We start from the raw sequence: 20,643 nt of genomic DNA, 5'->3' as shown, positions 1-20,643 counted from the left end.
TCGCCGGCCCCGGCGCCGGTTGCCGATACAAGTTCCGAACACTGGGACCTGCACGCCGTCGTCGCCGGCCTGCATGCCGTACGCAGCCGCTGGCGGGACGCCCAGGGGCGCAGCCGAGAGACCGGGGGGCGCGAGTTTCCGTCCCGCGAGGCCCTGGCGCGGGTGGTCGAGCAGCTTTGCGCGGCGCTCTTTCCCATGCGTCTGGGGCCTGCCGACCTGCGCCAGGAGTGCGAGGATTTCTACGTCGGCCACACCCTGGATGCGGCCCTGCACCTGCTCCTGGAGCAAGTGCGCCTGGAACTGGGCTATCAGGCCCGGCATGCCGGTGAGAACGAAGAACAGGCAGGCAGCCGGGCCGCGGGCCTGGTGCGCGCCTTCGCTGCCACCCTGCCGGATACCCGGGCTGTGCTCGACACCGATGTGGAAGCCGCCTTCCGCGGCGATCCGGCCGCGCGCAGCGTGGACGAGATCGTGCTGTGCTACCCGGGCATCCACGCGGTGATCTACTACCGCATCGCCCACCGCCTGTATGAGCTGGGCGTGCCCCTGCTGGCGCGCATTGTCTCGGAGCTGGCCCACTCGGCCACCGGAATCGACATTCATCCGGGGGCACGCATCGGCAACAGCTTCTTCATCGATCATGGCACCGGTGTGGTGATCGGCGAGACTGCGGTGATCGGCAACCGGGTGCGCCTGTACCAGGCTGTCACCCTCGGCGCCAAGCGCTTCGAGGTGGGTGAGGGCGGTGGCCTGGCGAAGGGGCTGCCGCGCCATCCGGTGCTGGAGGATGACGTGGTGGTGTATGCCGGTGCCACCATCCTCGGGCGCATTGTCATCGGTGCGGGTTCGAGCATCGGTGGCAACGTGTGGCTCACCCACAGTGTGCCGCCGGGCAGCCACATCTCCCAGGCCTCCCTGCAGCATGCCGAACCGGGCAAGGTGAGGCCTGCCCAATGATCGAGCTGCACAAGCGTTTCGGCGAAGTCATCCGCCGCCGCCGGATCGCCGCAGGCTGGTCCCAGGAGGAGTTTGCCGACCGGGCCGGCCTGAGCCGTTCTTACAGTGGCGAGGTCGAACGGGGCTATTCCATTCCGTCCCTCGCCACATCGCTGAAGATTGCCGCCGCGTTTGGCGTGCCGCTGTCGGAGCTGGTCGAGGAGGCCGAGGATACGCCGGGCAGTGGTCCACGGCCTGGCTTGAGCGCACGCCCATGAGCTCCGATACCGATCGTCTGGCCCACTGGCTTGTCAGCGGGCTGGAGCTGGATACCACGGTCTTTCACGTGGGCCAGTATTGCGGTCCGTGGCGCGCCTCCACGGCCGGCCGGGAGCGAGCCAGCTTTCACCTGGTGCTGCGCGGCGAGTCCTGGCTGCACCTGGAGGGGCAGGCGCCCATCCGCCTGCAGGCGCGGGAAGGGGTCTTCCTGCTCCGCGACATTCCCCACAGCCTGATGCCCGCCGCCGAGGCCGGGCCGGATTTCCAGCCCTGCCCGATGCTGCCCATGAGCCCGCCGGTGGCCGGCGCCTGCGGACTGGCCTGCGGTTTCTTCCAGTTCCGCGGCCTGCTGGGCGAGTTGTTGCGTGGGGCCTTTCCCGACCATGTGCTGATCCGTGCCGGCTCCGGCGCCCTGCACGCGGTGGCACCGCTGTTCGACCTGATCCTCGCCGAGGCGGCCCGGGACGAGGCCGGCGCCTCGCCGCTGATCGAACGTCTCACCGAGCTGCTGTTCTTCTACGTGATCCGCGACGTGGCCCTGCGCAATGACGTGGCCTCGGGGCTGCTGGCCGTGGCCCGGCGGCCCGAGTTTGCGACGCTGCTCGACGACCTGCTGCGGGCCCCCGGCAAGCCCTGGTCCATCGACGACATGGCCCGGGTGGCGTGCATGTCCCGGGCCAGCTTCTGCCGCCATTTCGTCGAGGCCAGCGGTCAGCCGCCAGCGCGCTTCCTGCTGCAGGTGCGCATGAAGATCGCCGCCCGCCGCCTGCAGTGTGGCGACAGCGTGCTGCGGGCGGCCGAGCACGTGGGCTACAACTCCCAGGCGGCGTTTACCCGGGCCTTCAAGAAGGTCATCGGCGAGCAGCCCGGCGCCTTCCAGCGCGCCCGCCGTCCCGGCGCCCCGTCCTTCGCGCACTGAACCCGGCCTCCAGACCGGGGCATCCCTGGCCCCGGGAAAGACGAACGAGCAAAAACCTGCGATGCCCGTGCATAGAGGGCCGCGCGCGCGATGGGGAGAATGAACTCCATTGCCGATACCCGTGGAGAAGCCCATGACCCGCCTGACCGTTCATACCCCCGCCAGCGCCCCCGAGGGCAGCCGCGCTTTCATTGACACCGTGATCACCAACAATGGCTTCCTGCCCAACCTGATCGGCGTGCTGGCCAACGCCCCGGTGGCCCTGGAAACCTACCTCACCGTCTCGGGCATCAATGCCCGCGCCAGCCTCAGCCTGGCCGAGCGGGAGGTGGTGCAGATCACCGCGGCCAGCGTGCATGGCTGCGATTTCTGCGTTGCCGGGCATACCGCCATCGCCTTGAAGAAGGCCGGGCTCGAGCGTGACCTGGTGCGCGCCCTGCAGGAGCGCGCCAGCACCGGCAACGCCCGCTTCGACGCCCTGGTGGCCTTCACCCGGGCGGTCATCCTGAGCCGCGGCAAGGTGGGCACGGGCGAGCTGGCCGATTTTCTGGCGGCGGGTTTCCAGGAGCAGCAGGTGCTGGAGGTGCTGCTGGGCGTGAGCCTGGCGACCCTGTGCAACTTCGCCAACAATCTGGCCGGCTCCGCCATCAATCCCGAACTGCAGCCCTTCGCGCCCGGAGCCCTGGAATCATGAGTACCGCCATCCGCAGCCAGGACGACGCCCTGGCCTGGGCATCGGCCCATGCAGCCTCCCTCAACGAGGGCGCCGCCCACGCCGACGAGGCCATCTCCGTGCTCGGCGCGGCAGGCTTCTTCCGTATTGGCGTGCCGTCTGCGCTGGGTGGCAGCGGCGGCAGCACGGCCGATGCGGTGGATGCCATTGCCCGGGTGGCCCGGCGCTCCCTGACCGCGGCCTTTGTCTTCTGGGGGCAGCGCACTTTCATCGAGTACCTGCTCCAGAGCGACAACGCAGCTTTGCGCGCCCGCCATCTGCCTGCCCTGCTGTCCGGCGAGCTGGCCGGGGCCACCGGCCTGTCGAATGCCATGAAGTTCCTGTCGGGCATCGAGAGCCTGTCCATCGCCGCATCGCCGGCGGGGGAGGGCTGGCGCCTGGATGGTAGCTTGCCGTGGGTCACCAACCTGCGTCGCGCGGGCTTTGCCGTCGCGGCGGCCGTCGAGCCCACTGACGGCCAGCCGCCGGCGGTGGTGGCCTTCCTGTCCGGTACGCCGGGCATCACCCGCACTGACGACCTGGAACTGCTGGCCCTGCGAGGCAGCAATACCGCCGCCATCCGCATCGAGGGGGTGGTCTCCGGGGCGGCCGAGCTGATCCATGCCGATGCCCGCAGCTTCCTGCCCCGGGTGCGGCCGGCCTTCCTGAGTCTGCAGTGCGGCATGTCCATTGGCCTGGCGCGGGCCTGCCTGGCCGCGGCAGGTGCGTCGGGCAGCGCGGTGCGTGCCGGCCTGCAGTCGCGAATCGACGCGCTGGAGGCCAGCCTCGCCCACGAGATCGAGCAACTGCAGGCCGGTCTGGCCAGCGGCAGCTTTGCCACCCAGGCGGCGCCCCTGTTCCGCATCCGCATCCGCCTGGCGGCCATCGTGCGCGAGGCCATGGATCTGGAGCTCGACGCCACCGGCGGCCGGGCCTATCTGGTGGCCACCACCGGCGACTTTGCCCGGCGCTGGCTTGAGGCGGCCTTCGTTCCGGTGGTCACCCCCAGCCTGACCCAACTCCACGGAGAGCTGGAGCGCCATGCCGCCCTGAGGGCCGCATGAACAACCCGGTCGTCGAGCGGGACGTGGTGGCTTCGGCTGCCGCCGGGCCGGCGGTGCTGGAGGCCCACGGCCTGTCCTATGCCCATGCCGGTGTCGGCACGGTCTTCGAGGGGGTGTCCCTGTCCATCCGTCGGCGCGAGATCGTTGCCCTGCTGGGCAGCAGCGGCTGCGGCAAGTCCACCCTGCTGCGGGTACTGGCCGGGCTGGCCCAGCCGGCCAGCGGCGAGGTGCGCTTCCTGGGGGAGCCGCTGGCCGAGCCGCACCCGCGCAGCGCGCTGGTGTTCCAGCAGGCGAGCCTGCTGCCCTGGCTGAAGCTCGCCGACAACGTGGGCTTCGGCCTCGATTTTGCCCACCAGCCCAAGGCCGCCAGGGCCGCCCTCCAGGGGCGCGTGGCCGCCGCCATCGAGGCCGTCGGCCTGGCCGGCCGGGAGGCGGCCTGGCCGGCCCAGCTTTCCGGCGGCATGGCCCAGCGCGCCGCCCTGGCCCGGGCCCTGGCACGGGAACCGGAGCTGCTCTTCGCCGACGAGCCCTTCTCGGCCCTGGACGCCATCACCCGCGCCGAAATGCAGGCCCTGCTGGTGGACGTGGTGCATCGCTGGCATTCGGCGGTGCTGCTCGTCACTCATGACATCGACGAGGCCATCCTGGTGGCCGACCGCATCGTGCTGATGGGCGGTCGCCCCGGCCACCTGGTGCAGGCGTGGGCGGTGGACATTCCCCACCCGCGGGAGGACTTCCCCGAAGCCGTCACCGCCCTGCGTCTCTCCATCCTCGGCGCCCTGCGCCACGCCAGTTAACTGAACCTGCCCCGGAGACCGACTCCCATGGACTACGCCAAACCGTCCCGCTCCCTCCATATCTGCCAGTCGTCCGATTGCGATTGCGGCATGACCCGTCGCGACTTTCTGCGCCTGTCGGCGCTGACCGCCGCCAGTGTGGCCGCCCCCCTGCTGTCTGCCGGCGATGCCCTGGCCCAGGGCAGCGGCAGCGATGTGCCGGTGAAGATCGGCTACCTGCCCATCACCGACGCCACGCCGCTGCTCATCGCCCACGCCCGCAAGCTGTTCGAGGCCGAAGGCCTGCACACCGAAAAGCCGCGCCTGTTCCGCACTTGGGCGCAGATCGTCGAGGCCTTCGTGTCGGGCCAGGTGAACGTGATCCATCTGCTCTCGCCCGCCACCCTGTGGGTGCGCTACGGCACCCGCTTCCCGGCCAAGGTGGTGGCCTGGAACCACGTCAATGGCTCGGCCCTGACCGTGGCGCCAAACATCAACAGCGTGGCCGATCTGGGCGGCAGGACCGTGGCCATCCCGTTCTGGTATTCGATCCACAACGTGATCCTGCAGCAGCTCCTGCAGGCCAACGGGCTCACCGCGGTGACCCGCGCCCGGGATGCCGGCGTGGCCCGCAACGAGGTGAACCTGGTGGTGCTGCCGCCGGCCGAGATGGTGTCGGCCCTGGCCGGCAGATCCATCGCCGGCTTCATCGTGGCCGAGCCCTTCAACGCCGCCGCCGAGACGGCTGGCATCGGCAAGGTGCTGCGCCTGTCGGGCGACGTGTGGAAGAACCACGCCTGCTGCGTCACCTTCCTGGCCGAGCGGGACATCGCCGAGCGCCCCGAGTGGGCCCAGCGCGTCACCAACGCCATCGTCAAGGCCCAGCTGTGGACCCGCAGCAACCAGCTGGAGGCCGCCAAGCTGCTGTCCAGTGCCGACGACAACCGCTACACGCCCCACAGCCCGCAGGTGCTGGCCAAGGTGCTGGCCACCACCGACTACGCCAGCTACGAGGCCAGCGGTGCCGCCCGCAACAAGGGCTGGTACCAGCGCCGCGTCGACTTCCAGCCCTATCCCTTTGCCTCTTACACCGAGGAGCTGGTGCGGGTGCTGCAGAAGACGAAGGTGGAGGGCGACAACGCCTTCCTGAACAAGCTCGATCCGCGCTTTGCCGCCCGCGACCTGGTGGATGACCGCTTCGTGCGCAAGGCCATCAACGCGGTGGGCGGCCCGTCGGCCTTCGGCTTGCCCGCCGATCTGCTGCGCAAGGAAGTGCTGGCGATCTGATGGCGCTGAATCTTCTGCTTCCCTTTATCGGTTTGCTGGCGGCGGCCCTGCTATGGGCTGCCGGCGCCGGCTGGCTGACGGGGGTAACCCCGGTGGCGACCGCCTTCGCACCGCTGGCCACCGGCGAAGCCCTGCTGCAGCTGGTGCAGGGCCGCGACCTGTGGGAGCACGTGCTGATGAGCCTGCAGCGGGTGGCCGTGGGGCTGGTGATTGCCTTGGTGCTGGGCATCCCCCTGGGGGTGCTCACCGGCCTGTCGCCCCTGTTCTCCAGAACCACCACGCCCCTGTTCCAGTTTGCGCGGATGATCTCGCCGCTCTCGTGGATGCCGATTGCGGTGATGGTGCTGGGGGTGGGCGATGCGCCGGTGTACTTCCTGCTGGCCTTTGCGGCGGTGTGGCCGATCCTGCTCAACACGGCGTCCGGGGTGGCCCAGCTCGACCGCAACTGGCTGCTGCTGGCCCGCAGCCTGTCGGCCACCCGGCGCGAGACCATCGTCCACGTGATCCTGCCCGGCATCACCGCCCATATCCTCACCGGGGTGCGCCTGGCCATCGGCATCATCTGGATCGTGCTGGTGCCGGCCGAAATGCTCGGGGTATCAGCGGGGCTGGGCTACTTCATCCTCGATTCCCGCGACCGGCTGGCCTACTCGGATCTGATGGCAGCGATCCTGGTGATCGGCTTCCTTGGCTATCTGCTCGATCACCTTGCGCGCAGCCTGCACCGACGCTGGCTGCACGCCTGAGCGCGTTCAGGGGGAGGGCGTGCTCGACACGCCCTCCTGGCGGCTGCTGATGGCGGCCGATGGGTGCCCGAAGGCGTAACCCTGCAACAGGGATTGACCAATCTGGTGGTCGGCCGAAGGGGTCTCGAGGTGGGTGACAATCAGGGTTGCATCCTCGCGCAGGGCATTCAGCCACTTCAGGCGCTCCTGCGCCTCGTGTCCGTGGCCCAGCTTGCGGCTGTCGATCTTCACGAAATGGGGATGGACGGTGCTGGCAATACTCTGCCACTGGGCTGCGGAGTCCACGTTGACCGCCACCCGGAAGCCGTTGTTGCGGTAATTTCGCAGCACGAAGGCCAGCAGGTCGGGTTGGGCGCTGGCCTCCACCGGGGTTTCAATGACGATGCTGTCCGGGCGCACGCCCAGGGCATCCACCACGCGCCGGAAGGCCCGCCCATGGTCGTCCCCTACGGCCGCCAGCAGGCGCCCATGCACATTCAGGAAGAGCAGCCCGGTATTACCGCCGACCAGGGCGTTGAGCAGGTGCAGGGTGCGGGCCAGGCGGTCCAGGGCAATCAGGCGGGCATCGTCGGTGGCCGCCGCGAACAGGGTCCAGGGCGAAAGCCCCTGGTCGTCGGCGCTGGCGCTGCGCAGAAAGGCCTCGCGCCCGATGATCTGGCCTGCTGCATCGACGATGGGCTGGAAGGCGCTCGACAACTCAAGACCGACCCAGTCCCCCACGACCCGTCCGTCGTCCTGACGGTGTAGCTGCTTGCCCGCTGTCTTGTGGCGCGGTAGGCGCTCCAGGAAGGCAAGGGCCAGGGGATGAAGGGAAAGATCAGCGTCGGCCATGGGGCGCTCCTCGAATGGATGGAAATCACGCCAACCGGCCATCGTGCCGGCGCGCCACCAATCTATTGCCTCGGGCCGGCCGGGGGAACCAAGAAATTCTGGAAACCTTATGCGCCGGGCGGCGTGAGCTCTGCCGGGTCTCGCCCCGGCAGACGCGGCATCTCAGCAGGGGCGACTTGTAGGGGCGACTTCAGTCGCCCATCTGCACGTCGACCACCGGCATGCCCTTGATCCCAGTCCGCGGGCGACTGAAGTCGCCCCCACCGTCCCTCCCGCCGCCCTCAGCGCCTCCAATAGACCCCTTCAGCTTGAACCGGCCGTTGGAAGCGTCTCAGTCGGCGTACTTGATGGAGCAGCCGTAGGGCTTGGTGCTGGCGTGGGCCACCTTGCGGCCAGCGGCGAGGTCGGAGAAGGCGAGTTTGACGTAGTTGTCGGCCTTGGCGATGTCGCCTTTGTTGGCTGACGGGATGCTGTCGATGCCGCCCTTGTAAACCAGGACTCCGGTGGGGTCGACGATGTACAGGTGGGGGGTGGTCTGGGCGCCGTAGGCCTTGCCGACTTTGCCGTCCGGGTCGAGGACCACGGCGGTGGGCACAGCGTTGCGGAAGCCGTTGATCTTGATGGCCGAGGCGCCGTCCACGTGGCCCTGCTTTTCCGGTGCGGACGAGATGACCTGCAGCCACACCGCGCCCTTGGCGGTGAACTCTTTTTGTAGCGCCGGAATGTTGCCGCTTTCGTAGTGCTTCACGACGAAGGGGCATTCGTGGTTGGTCCATTCCAACACCACCGTCTTGCCCTTGAAGGCAGCCAGGCTGACGGGCTTGCCATCGGCGCCCTGGGCGGTGAAGGCGGGGGCCGGCTGGCCGATCTCGGCGGCGGCGTGGGCCGTGAGGGACAGGCCGAAGGCGGCGAGGCCGATGAGGCTGCGGCGGAGGAGGGGAACGGTGAGCATGGTGCTTACTCCTGAAGGGTCGCGATGGAAGAAGGGGTGGCGATGGCGGCCCGGACGATGGCCGGGGTCAGCAGCTGGGGGAGGACCTTGGGCGTGCTGGCGGTGCCGCCCGGGTAGAACAGGTAGAGGGGCACGCCACTGCGCCCGAACTCGGCCAGATGGGCCGAGATCTCCGGGTCCTGGTGGGTCCAGTCGCCTTTCAGATAGGTGATGCCGGCCTGCCGGAAGGCGTCCTGCACCGTGTCGCTGGAGAGGGCCACCTTTTCGTTGGCCAGGCAGGTGATGCACCAGGCGGCGGTGAAGTTGACGAAGACGGGCTTGCCCTCGGCCCGCAGGGCGTCGAGGCGGGCCTTCGAGTAGGGCTCCCAGCTCTGCCCGGCGTGGGCGGCGGCGGTGTTACCGGTGGCGGCGCGGGCGCTGTCGCTGCCGATCCCGGCATAGCCGCCGGCCAGGGCCAGGGCCACGGCGGCGGCGGCCAGCCCCCGGCTGCCGTGGCGGGCCAGGGGGCGTGCGCTGTGGCTGTGCTGATAGAGCCAGGCCGCAAAGGCGATGGCCAGCATGCCGCCCAGGGCGATGGCGATGGCGTCGGGCCCGGCCTGCCGGGCCAGCACCCACACCAGCCACACGGCGGCGCCGTACATGGGGAAGGCCAGGATCTCCTTGAGGCGTTCCATCCACGGACCGGGCCGGGGCAGGCGGCGCTGCAGCGCCGGCCAGAAGGACAGCAGCAGGTAGGGCAGGGCCAGGCCCAGCCCCAGGCTCAGGAAGACCGCGAACAGGGCGGGCGCCGGCTGGCCCAGGGCAAAGCCGAGGGCCGCACCCATGAAGGGCGCGGTGCACGGGGTGGCGACCACGGTGGCCAGCACGCCGGTGAAGAAGCTGCCGGCGTGGCCCGGCCTGTCGGCCAGGGACGCGCCGACGCCGGCGGCCGAGGCGCCCAGGTGGAGGGCCCCCGACAGGCTCAGGCCGACGGTGAACATCAGGTAGGCCACGGCCAGCACGAAAACCGGTGACTGGAACTGGAAGCCCCAGCCCACTTCGGCCCCGCCGGCCTTCAGGGCCACCAGCACGCCGGCCAGCACGGCGAAGCTGCTCAGGACGCCGGCCGTATAGGCCAGCCCCTGCAGTCGCGCCTGCCAGGGCGACTGGCCGCCGTGACGGAGCAGTGACAGGGCCTTGATGGACAGCACCGGGAACACGCAGGGCATCAGGTTGAGGATGAGCCCGCCGAGCAGGGCGAGGACCAGCGCGCCGCCCAGCTGGATGTCGTCGGCTGCCTCCGGCGCGCCGCGGCTGGCGGGTGCAGCCACGGAGATGGGCGCGCTTGCCGCCTGAAGGGGGGCGCTGACGGTGTAGGCCTTGACGCTGCCGTCGGCGGCCTGCAGGGCGAGCACCCCGTCGAGCGGGGTGCCGGTGGCGCCGGGTGCCTCGCCGGCCTTCAGGCGCAGTTCCAGGGTGTCGCCCTGGATGTGCAGCTGCTGGGGGCCGTCGTGGGTGGTCCTGCCCCATTCGCGGGCGTAGAACCAGGCTTCGGCGGGCTTCAGGCCGGCAATGCCGGCCCCGCTGGCGCGAAGCAGGATGGCCTTGCCGTCGCTCTCGACGGTGGTCTGCCAGGGGGCGGCCACGGGCAGGCGGCTCCGGGCGGCCTGGATGACGGAGTTGCCGGTTTCGCGCGGGCTGCCGGGGGCGAGCACCGGCAGGTCGAGATCCAGGCTGACCTGCTCCGGGATGCACACTTCCTTGCACACCAGCCAGCTCACTTCGGCCTTCACCGGGAAACGCTGACCCGGCTGCAGCCCCGCCGGCACGCGCAGGGTGCTGAGCAGGGTGACTTCGTTCTCGTAGCCATAGTTGGCCACCGGGCCGGTCTTGAAGCGTTTGGGGGCGGGCCACTGGATGTCGCCGGCGCTGGCGCCGTCGGGCAGGGTCCAGGCAATGGTGGTGGCGAGGCCGGAATCCCCGGGGTTGACCCAGTAGGTGTGCCAGTGGGGAATGATCTTCTGTTGCAGGCCCAGTTCGATCTGTTCGCCGGGGTACACGGCGCTCACCGAGGCCAGGAGCTCGGCCCTGACCTGGGGGGTGGCGGCCCGGGAGGCCGCCTGGGCGGTGGCGCCGTGCACGACGCTTGCCGTGGCGAGGACGAGGCTGAAGGTGCGGATCATAGGGTGTCTCGGTGTAAGGGCTGGAGCACGGCGTCCCGTGGGCGGGGGCCGTGTTCCTGTAGATGCCCGGACCGTGCGTCGGTTCGCGGCGAAGCAGTAAAAGCGGCCGGCGCCAGCGAATTGCCCGGGCCGGCCTTTGCCCGCTCAGAGCTTGCCGGTGAACACCACCCCGACCCAGCGCGGTGCGGCAGGAACGTAGGTGTTCCAGGTCTTGGCCAGCGGTGTGGTGTCGTTGAAGGCGTTCTTGACGATCAGATTCACATCGAAGGTCTTGTCCACCTTGCCCAGGCCGATGGCGATGTCGGTGCGGGCAGTGCCATCAATCCAGCCATAGCTGGACAGGTTGTTGTCGGAGTTGAACTTGCTGGCGTAGTAGGTGTTGAAGCTGGTGTGGAACTCCTTGTCGCCCAGCACCTGTTTGCGATACTCGGCGCCCAGGCTGAAGCTGAACTTGGAGGCGCCCGGCAGGGTCTTGCCGCTCATGTCCAGGTACTTGGCGGTCAGGTTGTTGAGCTCCACGGGCTTGGCGGCGTTGGGGTAGTCCTCGTAGCGGGCGTCGTTGTAGGCACCCGAGAAGCGGACCAGCACATTGCGGAAGCCCGAGTAGCTGGCATCCACTTCCAGGCCCTGGGCCTTGACCTTGGGCACGTTACCGGTGGCGCTGGTGTATTGGTCGCCGTTGGCCGGGTTGAGCTCGGTGGTGTACTTGTCGAAGACCTGCACCGCCTGCTGATAGTCGCGGATCTTGGTGTGGTAGAGGTTGGCGTTCAGGACCAGCGACTTGTTGAGCAGGGTGGACTTGAAGCCGACCTCGAAGGAGGACGTGCGCTCAGGTTTGGCGTTGTTGTGCTCGCCGTTGGTGATCTGGGCGATACCTGCTTTCTCGCCGTACTGGGCCGAGAAGTAGGTGGTCAGGTCATCGTTGACCTTGTAGCGGGGGCTCAGCAGCAGGGTCGGATGGACCTTCTTGATCGACTCGGCTTCGGTCTCGTTCCACAGCACGCCGATGTTGCTCCGGCGCAGGGCCTTGGCGTTGGCGATCTGGCGTAGCTGGTCGGCCGACAGGGCCGAGTAGGAAGCGACACCGAAGTAGCGGCTGGCGGTGAGGTCGGCCAGGGCCAGCTGCGCGGCCGAGTTGCCGGCGAGCAGGGCGCCGCTGGTTGCGTTCGAATTGAAGCCGCCCAGCTGCACCCCATTGATCGACACCGGGTTGAGGCTGGCGCCGTAGCCGTCCTGGATGATCAGACGACTGGTGGTGTTGCGTCGGTCTTCCCGGGTCAGGCGGGCGCCGGTGGTGATGGTGAGGGGGTCGGTGACGTGCCAGTTGGCCTGGCCGAAGACCGCCAGGCTCTTGCTCTCGATCTTCTGCAGGGGCGACACCACCAGTTCGTTGAGGGCATTCTCCATCAGGTAGCGGCCGGTGCCGCTGGCGTCGAGCAGGTTGTACTGGCTGGCGCTGGCAAACCAGGCGCCGGCATCGCTGCCGAAGCCGGCGTTGGAGTCATAGCGGTTGCTGATCGACTGGAAGTGCAGACCACCCAGGTAGTCCACCAGCCCGCCCACCTTGGAGGCGATGCGCAGTTCCTGGCTGAACTGGGAGAACTTGTCCACGTGACCGCCGCCGCGCTTGGTGATGTCGAAGGGCGTGCCTTCGTCGTTGCGCACCTGGAAGCGGAAGTCCTTGTAGGCGGTCAGCGAGGTCAGGGTGTGGTCGGCCACATTCCAGTTCATCTCCAGCAGGCCGCCCTTGGTGTCGGTGTAGGTCGGGGTCTGGTGATCCAGGTTCACGGTATTGCGCGAGCCGCCGCCGTAGAGGTAGCTGCCCGCATAGGAATAGCCGGGCAGCTGGCCGAACCAGCGCCGGCCCAGCCGGGTGGAGGCGTCGGTGTTGAGGTTGTTCGGGCTTCCGTCGGCATAGGTGAGCGGGGTGGGGGTGTAGATGGTCTTGCCGTTGAAGGCCTCGCCGGTGGTCGGCGTCATTTCCAGGCTCAGGCGGGCATTGAAGTCGGCGTTCGGCGTCAGCAGGAACTGCACCCGGCCGGCCACCCGGTCACTGTTGCCGAAGGTACTTTCCAGGTAGCCCTTTTCCACGTTCTTCACGTAGCCGGCGCCCCGGTCCACCCGGAAGGAGCCGCGCCAGGCCAGCACGTCATCGACGATGGCGCCGCCCACCGCGCCCTGGGCCGTGAGGCGCTGCCCCTGGCCGAAGCCAACCGAATACTCGGCCTCGGGGTTGAAGGTCGGGCGCTTGTTGGTGATCTTCAGCACCCCGAGGTTGGCATTGCGACCGAACAGGGTGCCTTGGGGGCCGCGCAGCACTTCCACGGTGTCCACGTCAAAGAGGTCGAAGCTGGACAGGGGGTTGTAGCCGTAGGCGATGCCGTCCACGTTGAGACCCACGCTGGGGTCCATGGCATCAGTCTGGGACTGCTTGCCCAGGCCGCGGATCGACAGGCTGCTGGTACGTGCGTTGCCCGGGTTCCAGGCGAAGTTGGAGATGCGCTTGGTCACCCCGTCCAGATCGGCGGTGGCTTCCCGGGTCAGCTCGGCACCGGTGACGACGGCCACGGAGATGGGGACGTCCTTGAGGCGCTCCAGGCGGTGGCGGCTGCGCACCACCACCGTATCCAGCGCCTTGGCACCTTCGGTGGCGGCGGGCTCGGCGGCCGGGGCTTGGGGCGTGCCAGTGCCGGTACGCGCCTTGGCGGCGATCTCCTGCTGCAGGCGGGCGATCTCGGCTTCGAGTTCGGCGACCGAGCGGCTGTCGGCTGCGCCGGCCGAGGCTGACGCGAGCAGGGCAAGCGCGGTGACGATGCCTGCCAGGGGGGCGCGGCGGAACGGGAATGAATCGGAAGCGCTTGCCGGGTGTGCGCGGCGGCTGGGCACGTGGGTGCTCATCGGAAAATCTCCATGAAATGAAACGAAATAGTCGGAACCTATTGGCAATAGCCGTGCCATCAATCTCGTTTCGGATTTTCCTATTGCCCCATCCCGGGTCTTTGTTGCTGAAAATGCCTTTCTGAGCTTTCTATTCAAGGGCTTGCGATGCACTCGGGCATGCCCCGTTTGCTTATCTGTATTCCTGCGAAGCTAATCAGGATTGTCTGAGTGTTGGCGTTGCAGCATTCCGGGTGGCAGGTCTGCTGTTTTGCAAGCAATTGCCCGGTCTTTTCTTACGGAGGGTTTTGCGCTTCTGGTCTTTTCCCTGTCTGTGCTGCTTTTCAGGGTTGGTCTTATTGCTGCTGAAAAGCAAGCAACCCGGTTCCGTGTGCTGTTGCCGGGGAAGCACATTGCCCGGCTGCGTGTCTCCCATGGCATGCAGGCAGCGGGCAGGGCTATTTCATTTCGAATGCCGGATTGTTTTCATAGGGAATTGATCGAAAAGAGATTATTCATTCGTGCCGGTGCTTCGTTTGCTGCGTTTCGATGGGGTGGCATGACTGGTGCTAATAGAGGGTGTGGGGCCGCCATTGCCTGACGCCAGGCCCGCTATGTATTTCCTGAGCCAATGCGTAATCCGATGAAGCAATCTGGAGTGAATCGATGAAGAAACTCGTGTATCTCGCCGTCGTGTCGTGCTTTTCAGCCACGCTGCCCGCCGGCGCGGAAGATAAGGTGGAGGCCCCCGCTGCCTCATCCCGTGCTGCCCGCGCGTCCCAGTGGTCGCCCTACAAGGTGGTTCAGGCGCCGGCGCTGCCGGCTGTGAAGCAGGCCAAATGGGTGCGCAAGCCGGTGGATGCCTTTGTGCTGGCCCAGCTTGAAGGCAAGAACATCAAGCCCTCGGCCGACGTGGACCGGGAAACCTTCATCCGGCGGGCGACCCTCGACGTATGGGGCCTGATTCCCACTCCGGAAGAGGTCAAGGCCTTTGTCGAAGACCGCTCCCCCGATGCCTACGAGAAGCTGGTGGACCGTCTGCTGGCCTCGACCCGCTACGGCGAGCGCCAGGCCCGTCGCTGGCTGGATCTGGCCCGCTACTCCGACAGCGCCGGCTTCACCAATGACGAGACCCGCGCCAACATGTGGCGCTATCGGGACTACGTGATCAACTCCTTCAATCAGGACAAGCCCTACGACCTGTTCGTGAAGGAGCAGATTGCCGGCGACGAACTGTGGCCGGGCAAGCAGGATGCGCTGGTGGCCACCGGCTTCCTGCGCGCCTACGCAGACGACAGCAACTCCCGCAACATCGTGCAGAAGAAGTACCAGAACACCACCGACATGGTCGATACGGTGGGCACGGTGTTCCTCGGGTCTTCGGTGGAGTGCGCCCGCTGCCACAACCACAAGATCGACAAGGTCTCCCAGAAGGAGTACTTCCAGCTGCAGGCTTTCTTCGCCAATGCCTCCGCCAACGACACCTTGCCCTTGAAGGAAAAGGGGGAGGCCGACCTGAAGTACTCGGAAGCCCAGGCCAAGTACCAGGCCGCCACCAAGGACGTGCGTGACCGGATCAAGGCGCTGCTGGCGCCGATCCGCAAGGTGGGCGAGGAATACCACATCGGTCGTTTCACGCCGGAAACCCGCGAGGCCCTGGCCAAGCGCGACAAGCTTGAAACCGCGACGCCGAAGGAGCGTTGGGTCATCAACCGTTATCTGACCACCAATTACAACGATCAGGCGGTCACTTCGTCCTATCTCAATTACGAGGAAAGCGCCAAGGGCATCAAGGAGCAGTTGGCCAAGCTGACGGAAGAGCTGCGCAAGTACGACGATCTGCGCCCCAGCAAGGGATCGGAACGTATCTCCGGTGTTGTGGATCTGGGTAAGGATCCGGCTCAGACGCACCTTCTTTTCGTGGGCGACTGGGACCGGCCGCTGGAGGAGGTGCAGCCTGGCGTCCCCGCGCTCTTCAACCCGACCAACGAGAAGATCCAGATCACCCCGCTGGAGAACTCCACCGGTCGACGTGCCGCGCTGGCCGGCTGGCTGTCGAGCCCGAACAACCCGCTCACCGCACGTGTCTTCGTGAACCGGGTGTGGGGTCAGTACTTCGGCCGGGGTGTGATTGAAACGGTCAGCGACTTCGGCCGCGCCGGCACCAAGCCGACCCATCCGGAGCTCCTCGACTATCTGGCTGACAAGTTCGTCAAGGAAGGCTGGAGCACCAAGAAGCTGCAACGCGAAATCCTGCTGTCCAGCACCTATCGTCAGTCCTCTGCCCCCCGCGAGGATGTCGCCAAGATCGATCCGGACAACAAGCTGCTGGCCGTCTTCCCGCGCCAACGCCTGGATGCCGAGCAGATCCGCGATTCCCTGCTGGCCGCTTCCGGTGAACTGGTGGACAAGGTGGGTGGCCCGGCCGTTTTCCCGCCGGTGCCCTCCACCCTGAAGGCCCCCGGCCGCTTCTGGACGGTGGATAAGGATCCCAGCGAGTACAACCGCCGCAGTATCTACATCTTCAATCGTCGCAGTGTGCCCTACCCGATGCTCGAGACCTTCGACATGGCTTCGCCCCAGAAGGTGCACAGCAAGCGCTCCATCACCACGTCTCCGCTGCAGGCGCTGGCCCTGATCAACAACGAGCAGGTCTTCAAGTCGTCCCAGGCGCTTGCCGGTCGGGTGGTGCGTGAGGCCGGTCCCGATCCGGTGAAGCAGATCGAGCGCCTCTTCCAGATTGTCTATTCGCGCAATCCGGACAAGTTCGAGAAGAACACCCTGGTGTCCTTCCTCGACCGCCAGGAAGGCCTCTTCCGGGAGCAGGCGATTGCCAGTGGCCGGGTCTCGATGGCGGTGCCCGTGGGCCTCAACACCAGCCAGGCCCGCAATGCCGAGCCGGTCCGCCTCGCCGCCTTTGTCGACCTGACCCACACGATCCTGAATTCCAACGAATTCGTGTATCGCTATTAATCATTGAATCCGGAAGGACACAGAATCATGAAATCACGTCGCGAATTCCTGCATAAGGCCGGTCTGGGCCTTGGCGCCCTCGGCGTCTCGTCCCTGGCGCTGCCCGGCGGCGGCCTGCTCTCCTACGCCAACGCGGCCGACCTGGCCGCCGGCATCGACGATCCGCTGGCCCCCAAGAAGCCGCATTTTCCGGGCAAGGCCAAGTCGGTGATCTGGCTGCACATGGACGGGGCCCCCAGCCACCTGGATCTCTTCGACTACAAACCGGAGCTGATCCGCTTGGCTGGCACCCCGACGCCGGACTCCTTCACTCAGGGCATTCAGCTTGCCACCCGGGGCGGCGACTCCAACAAGCTCTTCATCTCCAAGCGGGAATGGAAGCAGCATGGGCAGAGCGGGGCGTGGTTCTCCGACCTGCTCCCCAACCTGGCCCAGCGTGCCGACGACATCGCCTTCATCAAGTCCAGCGTGACGGTGGGCGCTACCCACAACATCTCCATCCTCAAGCTGAACACCGGGGATCTGGTGCCGGGGCGTCCGTCCCTCGGGGCGTGGGTGCAGTACGCCCTGGGCTCGGCCAACCGCGACCTGCCGTCTTACGTGGTGCTCTACAACGGCAAGAATGAACCCCAGGGCGGTTCGGTGAACTGGAGCTCCGGCTTCCTGCCGGCGGTGTATCAGGGCACGGCCTTCCTGCCGGGCGACCAACCGATCCACAACCTGAGTCGCCCGGAGCTGATTGCTGCCGCGGCCCAGCGTTCGGAGCTTGATCTGCTCAAGCAGCTCAATCAGCACCACGCCACACGCTACAAGGGCGACTCCGAACTGAAGGCGCGCATTGAGGCCTATGAGCTGGCCTACCGCATGCAGAGCACGGCCCCGGAGGCGGTGGACGTGAACAAGGAAACCGCCGCCACCCGCGCCCTGTACGGAATTGGTGACAAGGACACCAACGACTACGGCACCGTTCTGCTGCGTGCCCGTCGCCTGGTGGAGCGCGGTGTGCGCTTCGTGCAGGTGGTGTCCGGCCCGGCCAACGAGGAAGTCCGCAACTGGGACGGCCATAGCGACCTCGAGAAGAACCACGGCGCCATGGCCAGGATGGTGGACAAGCCTGTTGCGGGCCTGCTCGCCGACCTGAAGTCCCGCGGCTTGCTGGAGTCCACCCTGGTGGTGTGGACCTCCGAGTTCGGCCGCACCTCCTTCGGCGAGTCGGGCGATGGCCGTGACCACAACCCCTGGGGCTACACCCAGTGGATGGCCGGCGGCGGCGTGAAGGCCGGCCTGACCTACGGCGAGACCGACGCCATCGGCCTGCAGGTAGCCGACAAGGAGAAGGCCGTGGATACCTATGACCTCCACGCCACCGTGCTGGCCCTGCTGGGCCTGGATCACCTCAAGGTCACCTACCTCAATGCCGGCCGCTCCGAGCGCCCGACGGTGGTGTACGGCAAGGTGGTTAAGGAACTCATCGCCTGATGCCCACGTGGGGCCGCCCGGCGACGGGCGGCCCCGTCACTCTCATTCTCTCTCACGCGGCCGGTCGGAGCACCGGCCCGGCAGGTTGAACAGCAATGCGCAAGATCAGTCTGATAGCCGGAATCCTCATCCTCTTCGCAGGCAGCGTTTGGGCCGCAGTGGCGGAACTCGACTCCGACCTGATGCAGGCCGTCGAAGACGTCAACAAGAGCATGGCCTCCAATATCGCCCTGAAGGACAAGAAGGGCAGCCTCTCCGATGCAACCGAACTTGGCGGCATGTTCGCCGAGATCGAGCACTTTTACGTGAGCAAGGGTGACGCCGACGACGCCGTGAAGCTGTCCAGGAAAAGCCGGGAGCTGGTTGCCGATATTCTCAAGTCCGTGAACGGTGGTGATTTTGACCACGCCACCAATCTGGCCACCGACCTGTCCAGAACCTGCAAGAGCTGCCATAACTTCTATAAGAAATCCTGACGGATACCGACCCCGATGAAGACATCTCTCCCGGGCTTCGCCCTTATTGGCGCGCTGCTCGCCACTCTCACGCTGCCGGCTGGCGCAGCCCTGACGGAAGGCGCCGCGGCCCCCGACTTTGAAGCCCGCGCCTCCCTGGCCGGCAAGGCATTCAACTACTCCCTGAAGACAGCCCTCAGGAAGGGCCCGGTGGTGGTGTATTTCTATCCTTCCGCCTACACCAATGGCTGCAATCTTCAGGCCCACACCTTTGCCGAACAGCACGACAAGTTTGCCGCCGCAGGCGCCAGCGTCATCGGCGTGTCCCTGGACAGCATCGCCCGGCTCAACGAGTTTTCTGCCGACCCGGATTACTGCGCTGGCAAGCTCGCCGTGGCTTCCGATGCCGACGGCCGCATTGCCCGGGCCTATGACCTGACCGTGCGCGAGCGGGCCGCCGGCCGCAAGGACACCCGCGGCGCGGACATCGACCACGCCTCGGTGGAGCGCGTTACCTATGTGCTCACCCCCGACGGCAAGGTGGCCGCCACCATCGGCGGCGTGGCGCCGGTTGCCAACGTCGAAAAGGCCCTCGAAACGGTGCAGCGGCTCGCCGCCGGCCGTTCCGCCCGATAAGTCGATACCACCGGGGCGCCTCGCCGAGCATCCCCGGTGGCCCTTCCGAGTGCCTTTCATGTTTCGAATCCCGGGGAGCAGGGCTCCCTTTTTTGTGCTCGCCGCCCTTGTCCTCGGCGCCTCTGCGGTGGTGTCCGTGGCCGACGACAGTGCCGACGCGGTCAAGCTGCGCATCGGCAAGGGTGATCCGGTGCTGGGCCGCGAGATCGCCGTCACCGAGCTGTGCCAGGAGTGCCACGCCCTGGACGGCAACAGCACCGCCCCGGCCACACCCAAGCTGGCCGGCCAGTATTCCCAGTACCTTATCAAACAACTTGCCGACCTGAAGAAGGGGGCCCGCAAGCACCAGACCATGAACATCATCGCCGCCAGCCTGGACGACGCCGATGCGGCGGACGTGGCGGCTTACTTTGCCAGCCTGAAGAAGATGAAGGGCGACGCCCCCCGGAACCTGCCGAAAGCCAGGGCCCTCTTCGAGAACGGCGACCCGGCCCGCGGTGTGCCCTCCTGCGTGAGCTGCCACGGCCCGGACGGAAAGGGGCTCGTCGTCGGCACCACCTTCAACCCGGTGATCGGCGGCCAGCAGCACACCTACCTGCGCGGCCAGCTTGCCAGCTGGAAGCTTGGCGAACGCAGCAACAGTGCTGACGGTGTGATGAATCGCTTCGTACAGCCGCTGAGTGATGCGGAGATAGACGAGCTGGCGGAGTACATTTCCGGCCTCTAGGGCATGCGCGACGGCTGGTCCACAAGGAGTACTCCCTCGGGAGGAGAGCCATCCGCCCCTTTCAGGCGTTAAGCTCGCCCCATCCCGACTCCGTGCCGTCGCCATGCACTACCTCTACCTGGCCCTGGCCATCGTTTTCGAGATCTTCGCCACCTCGGCCCTGAAGGCCGCCGACGGCTTCACCCGCCTCGTGCCCAGCCTGCTGGTGGTGGTGGGCTATGGCGCGGCTTTCTTCTTCCTGTCCCTGGCCCTGCGTCACCTGTCCATCGGCATCGCCTACGCCATCTGGTCCGGCGCCGGCATCGTGCTGATCAGCGTGGCGGCCTACTTCGTCTACGGTCAGAAGCTCGACGCCGCGGCCCTCATCGGCATGGGGCTGATTGTCGCCGGGGTGGTGATCATCCAGGTCTTCTCCCAGTCGCAGCCCCACTGACGGCTTCAGCAGGGGCGTTGCTGAGGCGAGAAAGGCTGGCCGGATCACCTGAAGCGGCTTCCGGGAGACCCTGACGGCTGCTGGAGGAACTGTGGTGGCGACTTCAGTCGCCCACCCCGCGTCGATCACCGGCATGCCCTTAATCGAAGCCCGCGGGCGACTGAAGTCGCCCCTACACATCGGCTCGATCCCCGGAGAAAGAGCCACCACCGGCCAGTCACCGGGCCGATGCTTGAACCGCCGGGATGCGCCGGGCGTGCGGGAAGGCCCTGTAGGGGCGACTTCAGTCGCCCACCCCACGTCGATCACCGGCATGCCCTTAGTCGAAGTCCGCGGGCGACTGAAGAGGGTGTCGCGAAACCCTCTCCCCGCCGTTGAGCTAGGATTCTGGCCGGAGTC

Annotated in this window: 18 protein-coding genes; 14 read left to right on the top strand and 4 right to left on the bottom strand. The window is 67.1% G+C overall.

All coding sequences use genetic code 11. The features are described from left to right. Positions 1-48: 48 nt before the first annotated feature. The 8 genes from epsC to ACIQ09_RS02955 all read left to right on the top strand — a co-directional run bounded on the left by epsC (position 49) and on the right by ACIQ09_RS02955 (position 6,719). Positions 49-957: a serine O-acetyltransferase EpsC gene (gene epsC / locus ACIQ09_RS02990; protein WP_398306008.1), complete on the top strand. Its 909-nt coding sequence runs from the start codon at positions 49-51 to the stop codon at positions 955-957. Beyond that, positions 954-1,214 (top strand): helix-turn-helix domain-containing protein, encoded by a 261-nt coding sequence (locus ACIQ09_RS02985; protein WP_398305882.1) that lies wholly within the window; start codon positions 954-956, stop codon positions 1,212-1,214. The genes epsC and ACIQ09_RS02985 overlap by 4 nt, the downstream gene beginning before the upstream one ends. Continuing rightward, the gene (locus ACIQ09_RS02980; protein WP_398305879.1) at positions 1,211-2,134 is read left to right on the top strand and encodes an AraC family transcriptional regulator; all 924 of its coding nucleotides are present in this window, start codon (positions 1,211-1,213) and stop codon (positions 2,132-2,134) included. Before ACIQ09_RS02985 ends, ACIQ09_RS02980 begins: the two co-directional genes overlap by 4 nt. Before the next feature lie 133 nt (positions 2,135-2,267). Further along, positions 2,268-2,828 (top strand): carboxymuconolactone decarboxylase family protein, encoded by a 561-nt coding sequence (locus tag ACIQ09_RS02975; protein WP_398305876.1) that lies wholly within the window; start codon positions 2,268-2,270, stop codon positions 2,826-2,828. Continuing rightward, a complete protein-coding gene (locus tag ACIQ09_RS02970; RefSeq protein WP_398305873.1) occupies positions 2,825-3,910 on the top strand; it encodes an acyl-CoA dehydrogenase family protein in 1,086 nt (361 codons plus the stop codon). The genes ACIQ09_RS02975 and ACIQ09_RS02970 overlap by 4 nt, the downstream gene beginning before the upstream one ends. Continuing rightward, positions 3,907-4,707, top strand: coding sequence for an ABC transporter ATP-binding protein (locus ACIQ09_RS02965; RefSeq protein WP_398305870.1), 801 nt, complete (start codon positions 3,907-3,909; stop codon positions 4,705-4,707). Before ACIQ09_RS02970 ends, ACIQ09_RS02965 begins: the two co-directional genes overlap by 4 nt. A 27-nt stretch (positions 4,708-4,734) precedes the next feature. Next, on the top strand, positions 4,735-5,973 hold the full coding sequence (locus tag ACIQ09_RS02960) for an ABC transporter substrate-binding protein (protein ID WP_398305867.1): 1,239 nt from the start codon (positions 4,735-4,737) through the stop codon (positions 5,971-5,973). Continuing rightward, positions 5,973-6,719, top strand: coding sequence for an ABC transporter permease (locus tag ACIQ09_RS02955; RefSeq protein WP_398305864.1), 747 nt, complete (start codon positions 5,973-5,975; stop codon positions 6,717-6,719). The genes ACIQ09_RS02960 and ACIQ09_RS02955 overlap by 1 nt, the downstream gene beginning before the upstream one ends. Positions 6,720-6,725: 6 nt before the next feature. On the opposite strand, the gene ACIQ09_RS02950 is transcribed toward ACIQ09_RS02955, so the two are convergent. The 4 genes from ACIQ09_RS02950 to ACIQ09_RS02935 all read right to left on the bottom strand — a co-directional run bounded on the left by ACIQ09_RS02950 (position 6,726) and on the right by ACIQ09_RS02935 (position 13,562). After that, entirely contained in the window at positions 6,726-7,550 is an 825-nt protein-coding gene (locus ACIQ09_RS02950) for an EAL domain-containing protein (protein WP_398305861.1), read from the bottom strand. Between the two features lie 331 nt (positions 7,551-7,881). Continuing rightward, entirely contained in the window at positions 7,882-8,502 is a 621-nt protein-coding gene (locus tag ACIQ09_RS02945) for a redoxin domain-containing protein (RefSeq protein ID WP_398305858.1), read from the bottom strand. 5 nt (positions 8,503-8,507) lie between these two features. Next, positions 8,508-10,664: a protein-disulfide reductase DsbD family protein gene (locus tag ACIQ09_RS02940; RefSeq protein WP_398305855.1), complete on the bottom strand. Its 2,157-nt coding sequence runs from the start codon at positions 10,662-10,664 to the stop codon at positions 8,508-8,510. Positions 10,665-10,808: 144 nt separating this feature from the next. Then, positions 10,809-13,562, bottom strand: coding sequence for a TonB-dependent receptor (locus tag ACIQ09_RS02935; RefSeq protein ID WP_398305852.1), 2,754 nt, complete (start codon positions 13,560-13,562; stop codon positions 10,809-10,811). A 645-nt stretch (positions 13,563-14,207) separates the two neighbouring features. Between ACIQ09_RS02935 and ACIQ09_RS02930 the strand changes: the two genes are divergently transcribed. The 6 genes from ACIQ09_RS02930 (at position 14,208) to ACIQ09_RS02905 (ending at position 20,244) form a co-directional block, all read left to right on the top strand. Further along, positions 14,208-16,514, top strand: a complete 2,307-nt coding sequence (locus tag ACIQ09_RS02930) for a DUF1549 and DUF1553 domain-containing protein (RefSeq protein WP_398305849.1) — start codon at positions 14,208-14,210, stop codon at positions 16,512-16,514. Between the two features lie 27 nt (positions 16,515-16,541). After that, positions 16,542-17,993, top strand: a complete 1,452-nt coding sequence (locus ACIQ09_RS02925) for a DUF1501 domain-containing protein (RefSeq protein ID WP_398305846.1) — start codon at positions 16,542-16,544, stop codon at positions 17,991-17,993. A 95-nt stretch (positions 17,994-18,088) separates the two neighbouring features. Next, positions 18,089-18,469 (top strand): hypothetical protein, encoded by a 381-nt coding sequence (locus tag ACIQ09_RS02920; protein WP_398305843.1) that lies wholly within the window; start codon positions 18,089-18,091, stop codon positions 18,467-18,469. A gap of 15 nt (positions 18,470-18,484) precedes the next feature. Beyond that, a complete protein-coding gene (locus ACIQ09_RS02915; protein ID WP_398305840.1) occupies positions 18,485-19,084 on the top strand; it encodes a peroxiredoxin in 600 nt (199 codons plus the stop codon). 58 nt (positions 19,085-19,142) lie between these two features. Then, on the top strand, positions 19,143-19,811 hold the full coding sequence (locus ACIQ09_RS02910; protein WP_398305837.1) for a c-type cytochrome: 669 nt from the start codon (positions 19,143-19,145) through the stop codon (positions 19,809-19,811). A gap of 103 nt (positions 19,812-19,914) precedes the next feature. Beyond that, entirely contained in the window at positions 19,915-20,244 is a 330-nt protein-coding gene (locus ACIQ09_RS02905) for a DMT family transporter (protein WP_398305834.1), read from the top strand. Positions 20,245-20,643: the final 399 nt, after the last annotated feature.

The sequence above is a fragment of the Zoogloea sp. genome, from assembly GCF_044344315.1.
GTDB lineage: Bacteria > Pseudomonadota > Gammaproteobacteria > Burkholderiales > Rhodocyclaceae > Zoogloea.
The sequence above is the reverse complement of the archived record's forward strand: the minus strand, read 5'-3'. Positions and strand labels throughout refer to the sequence as shown.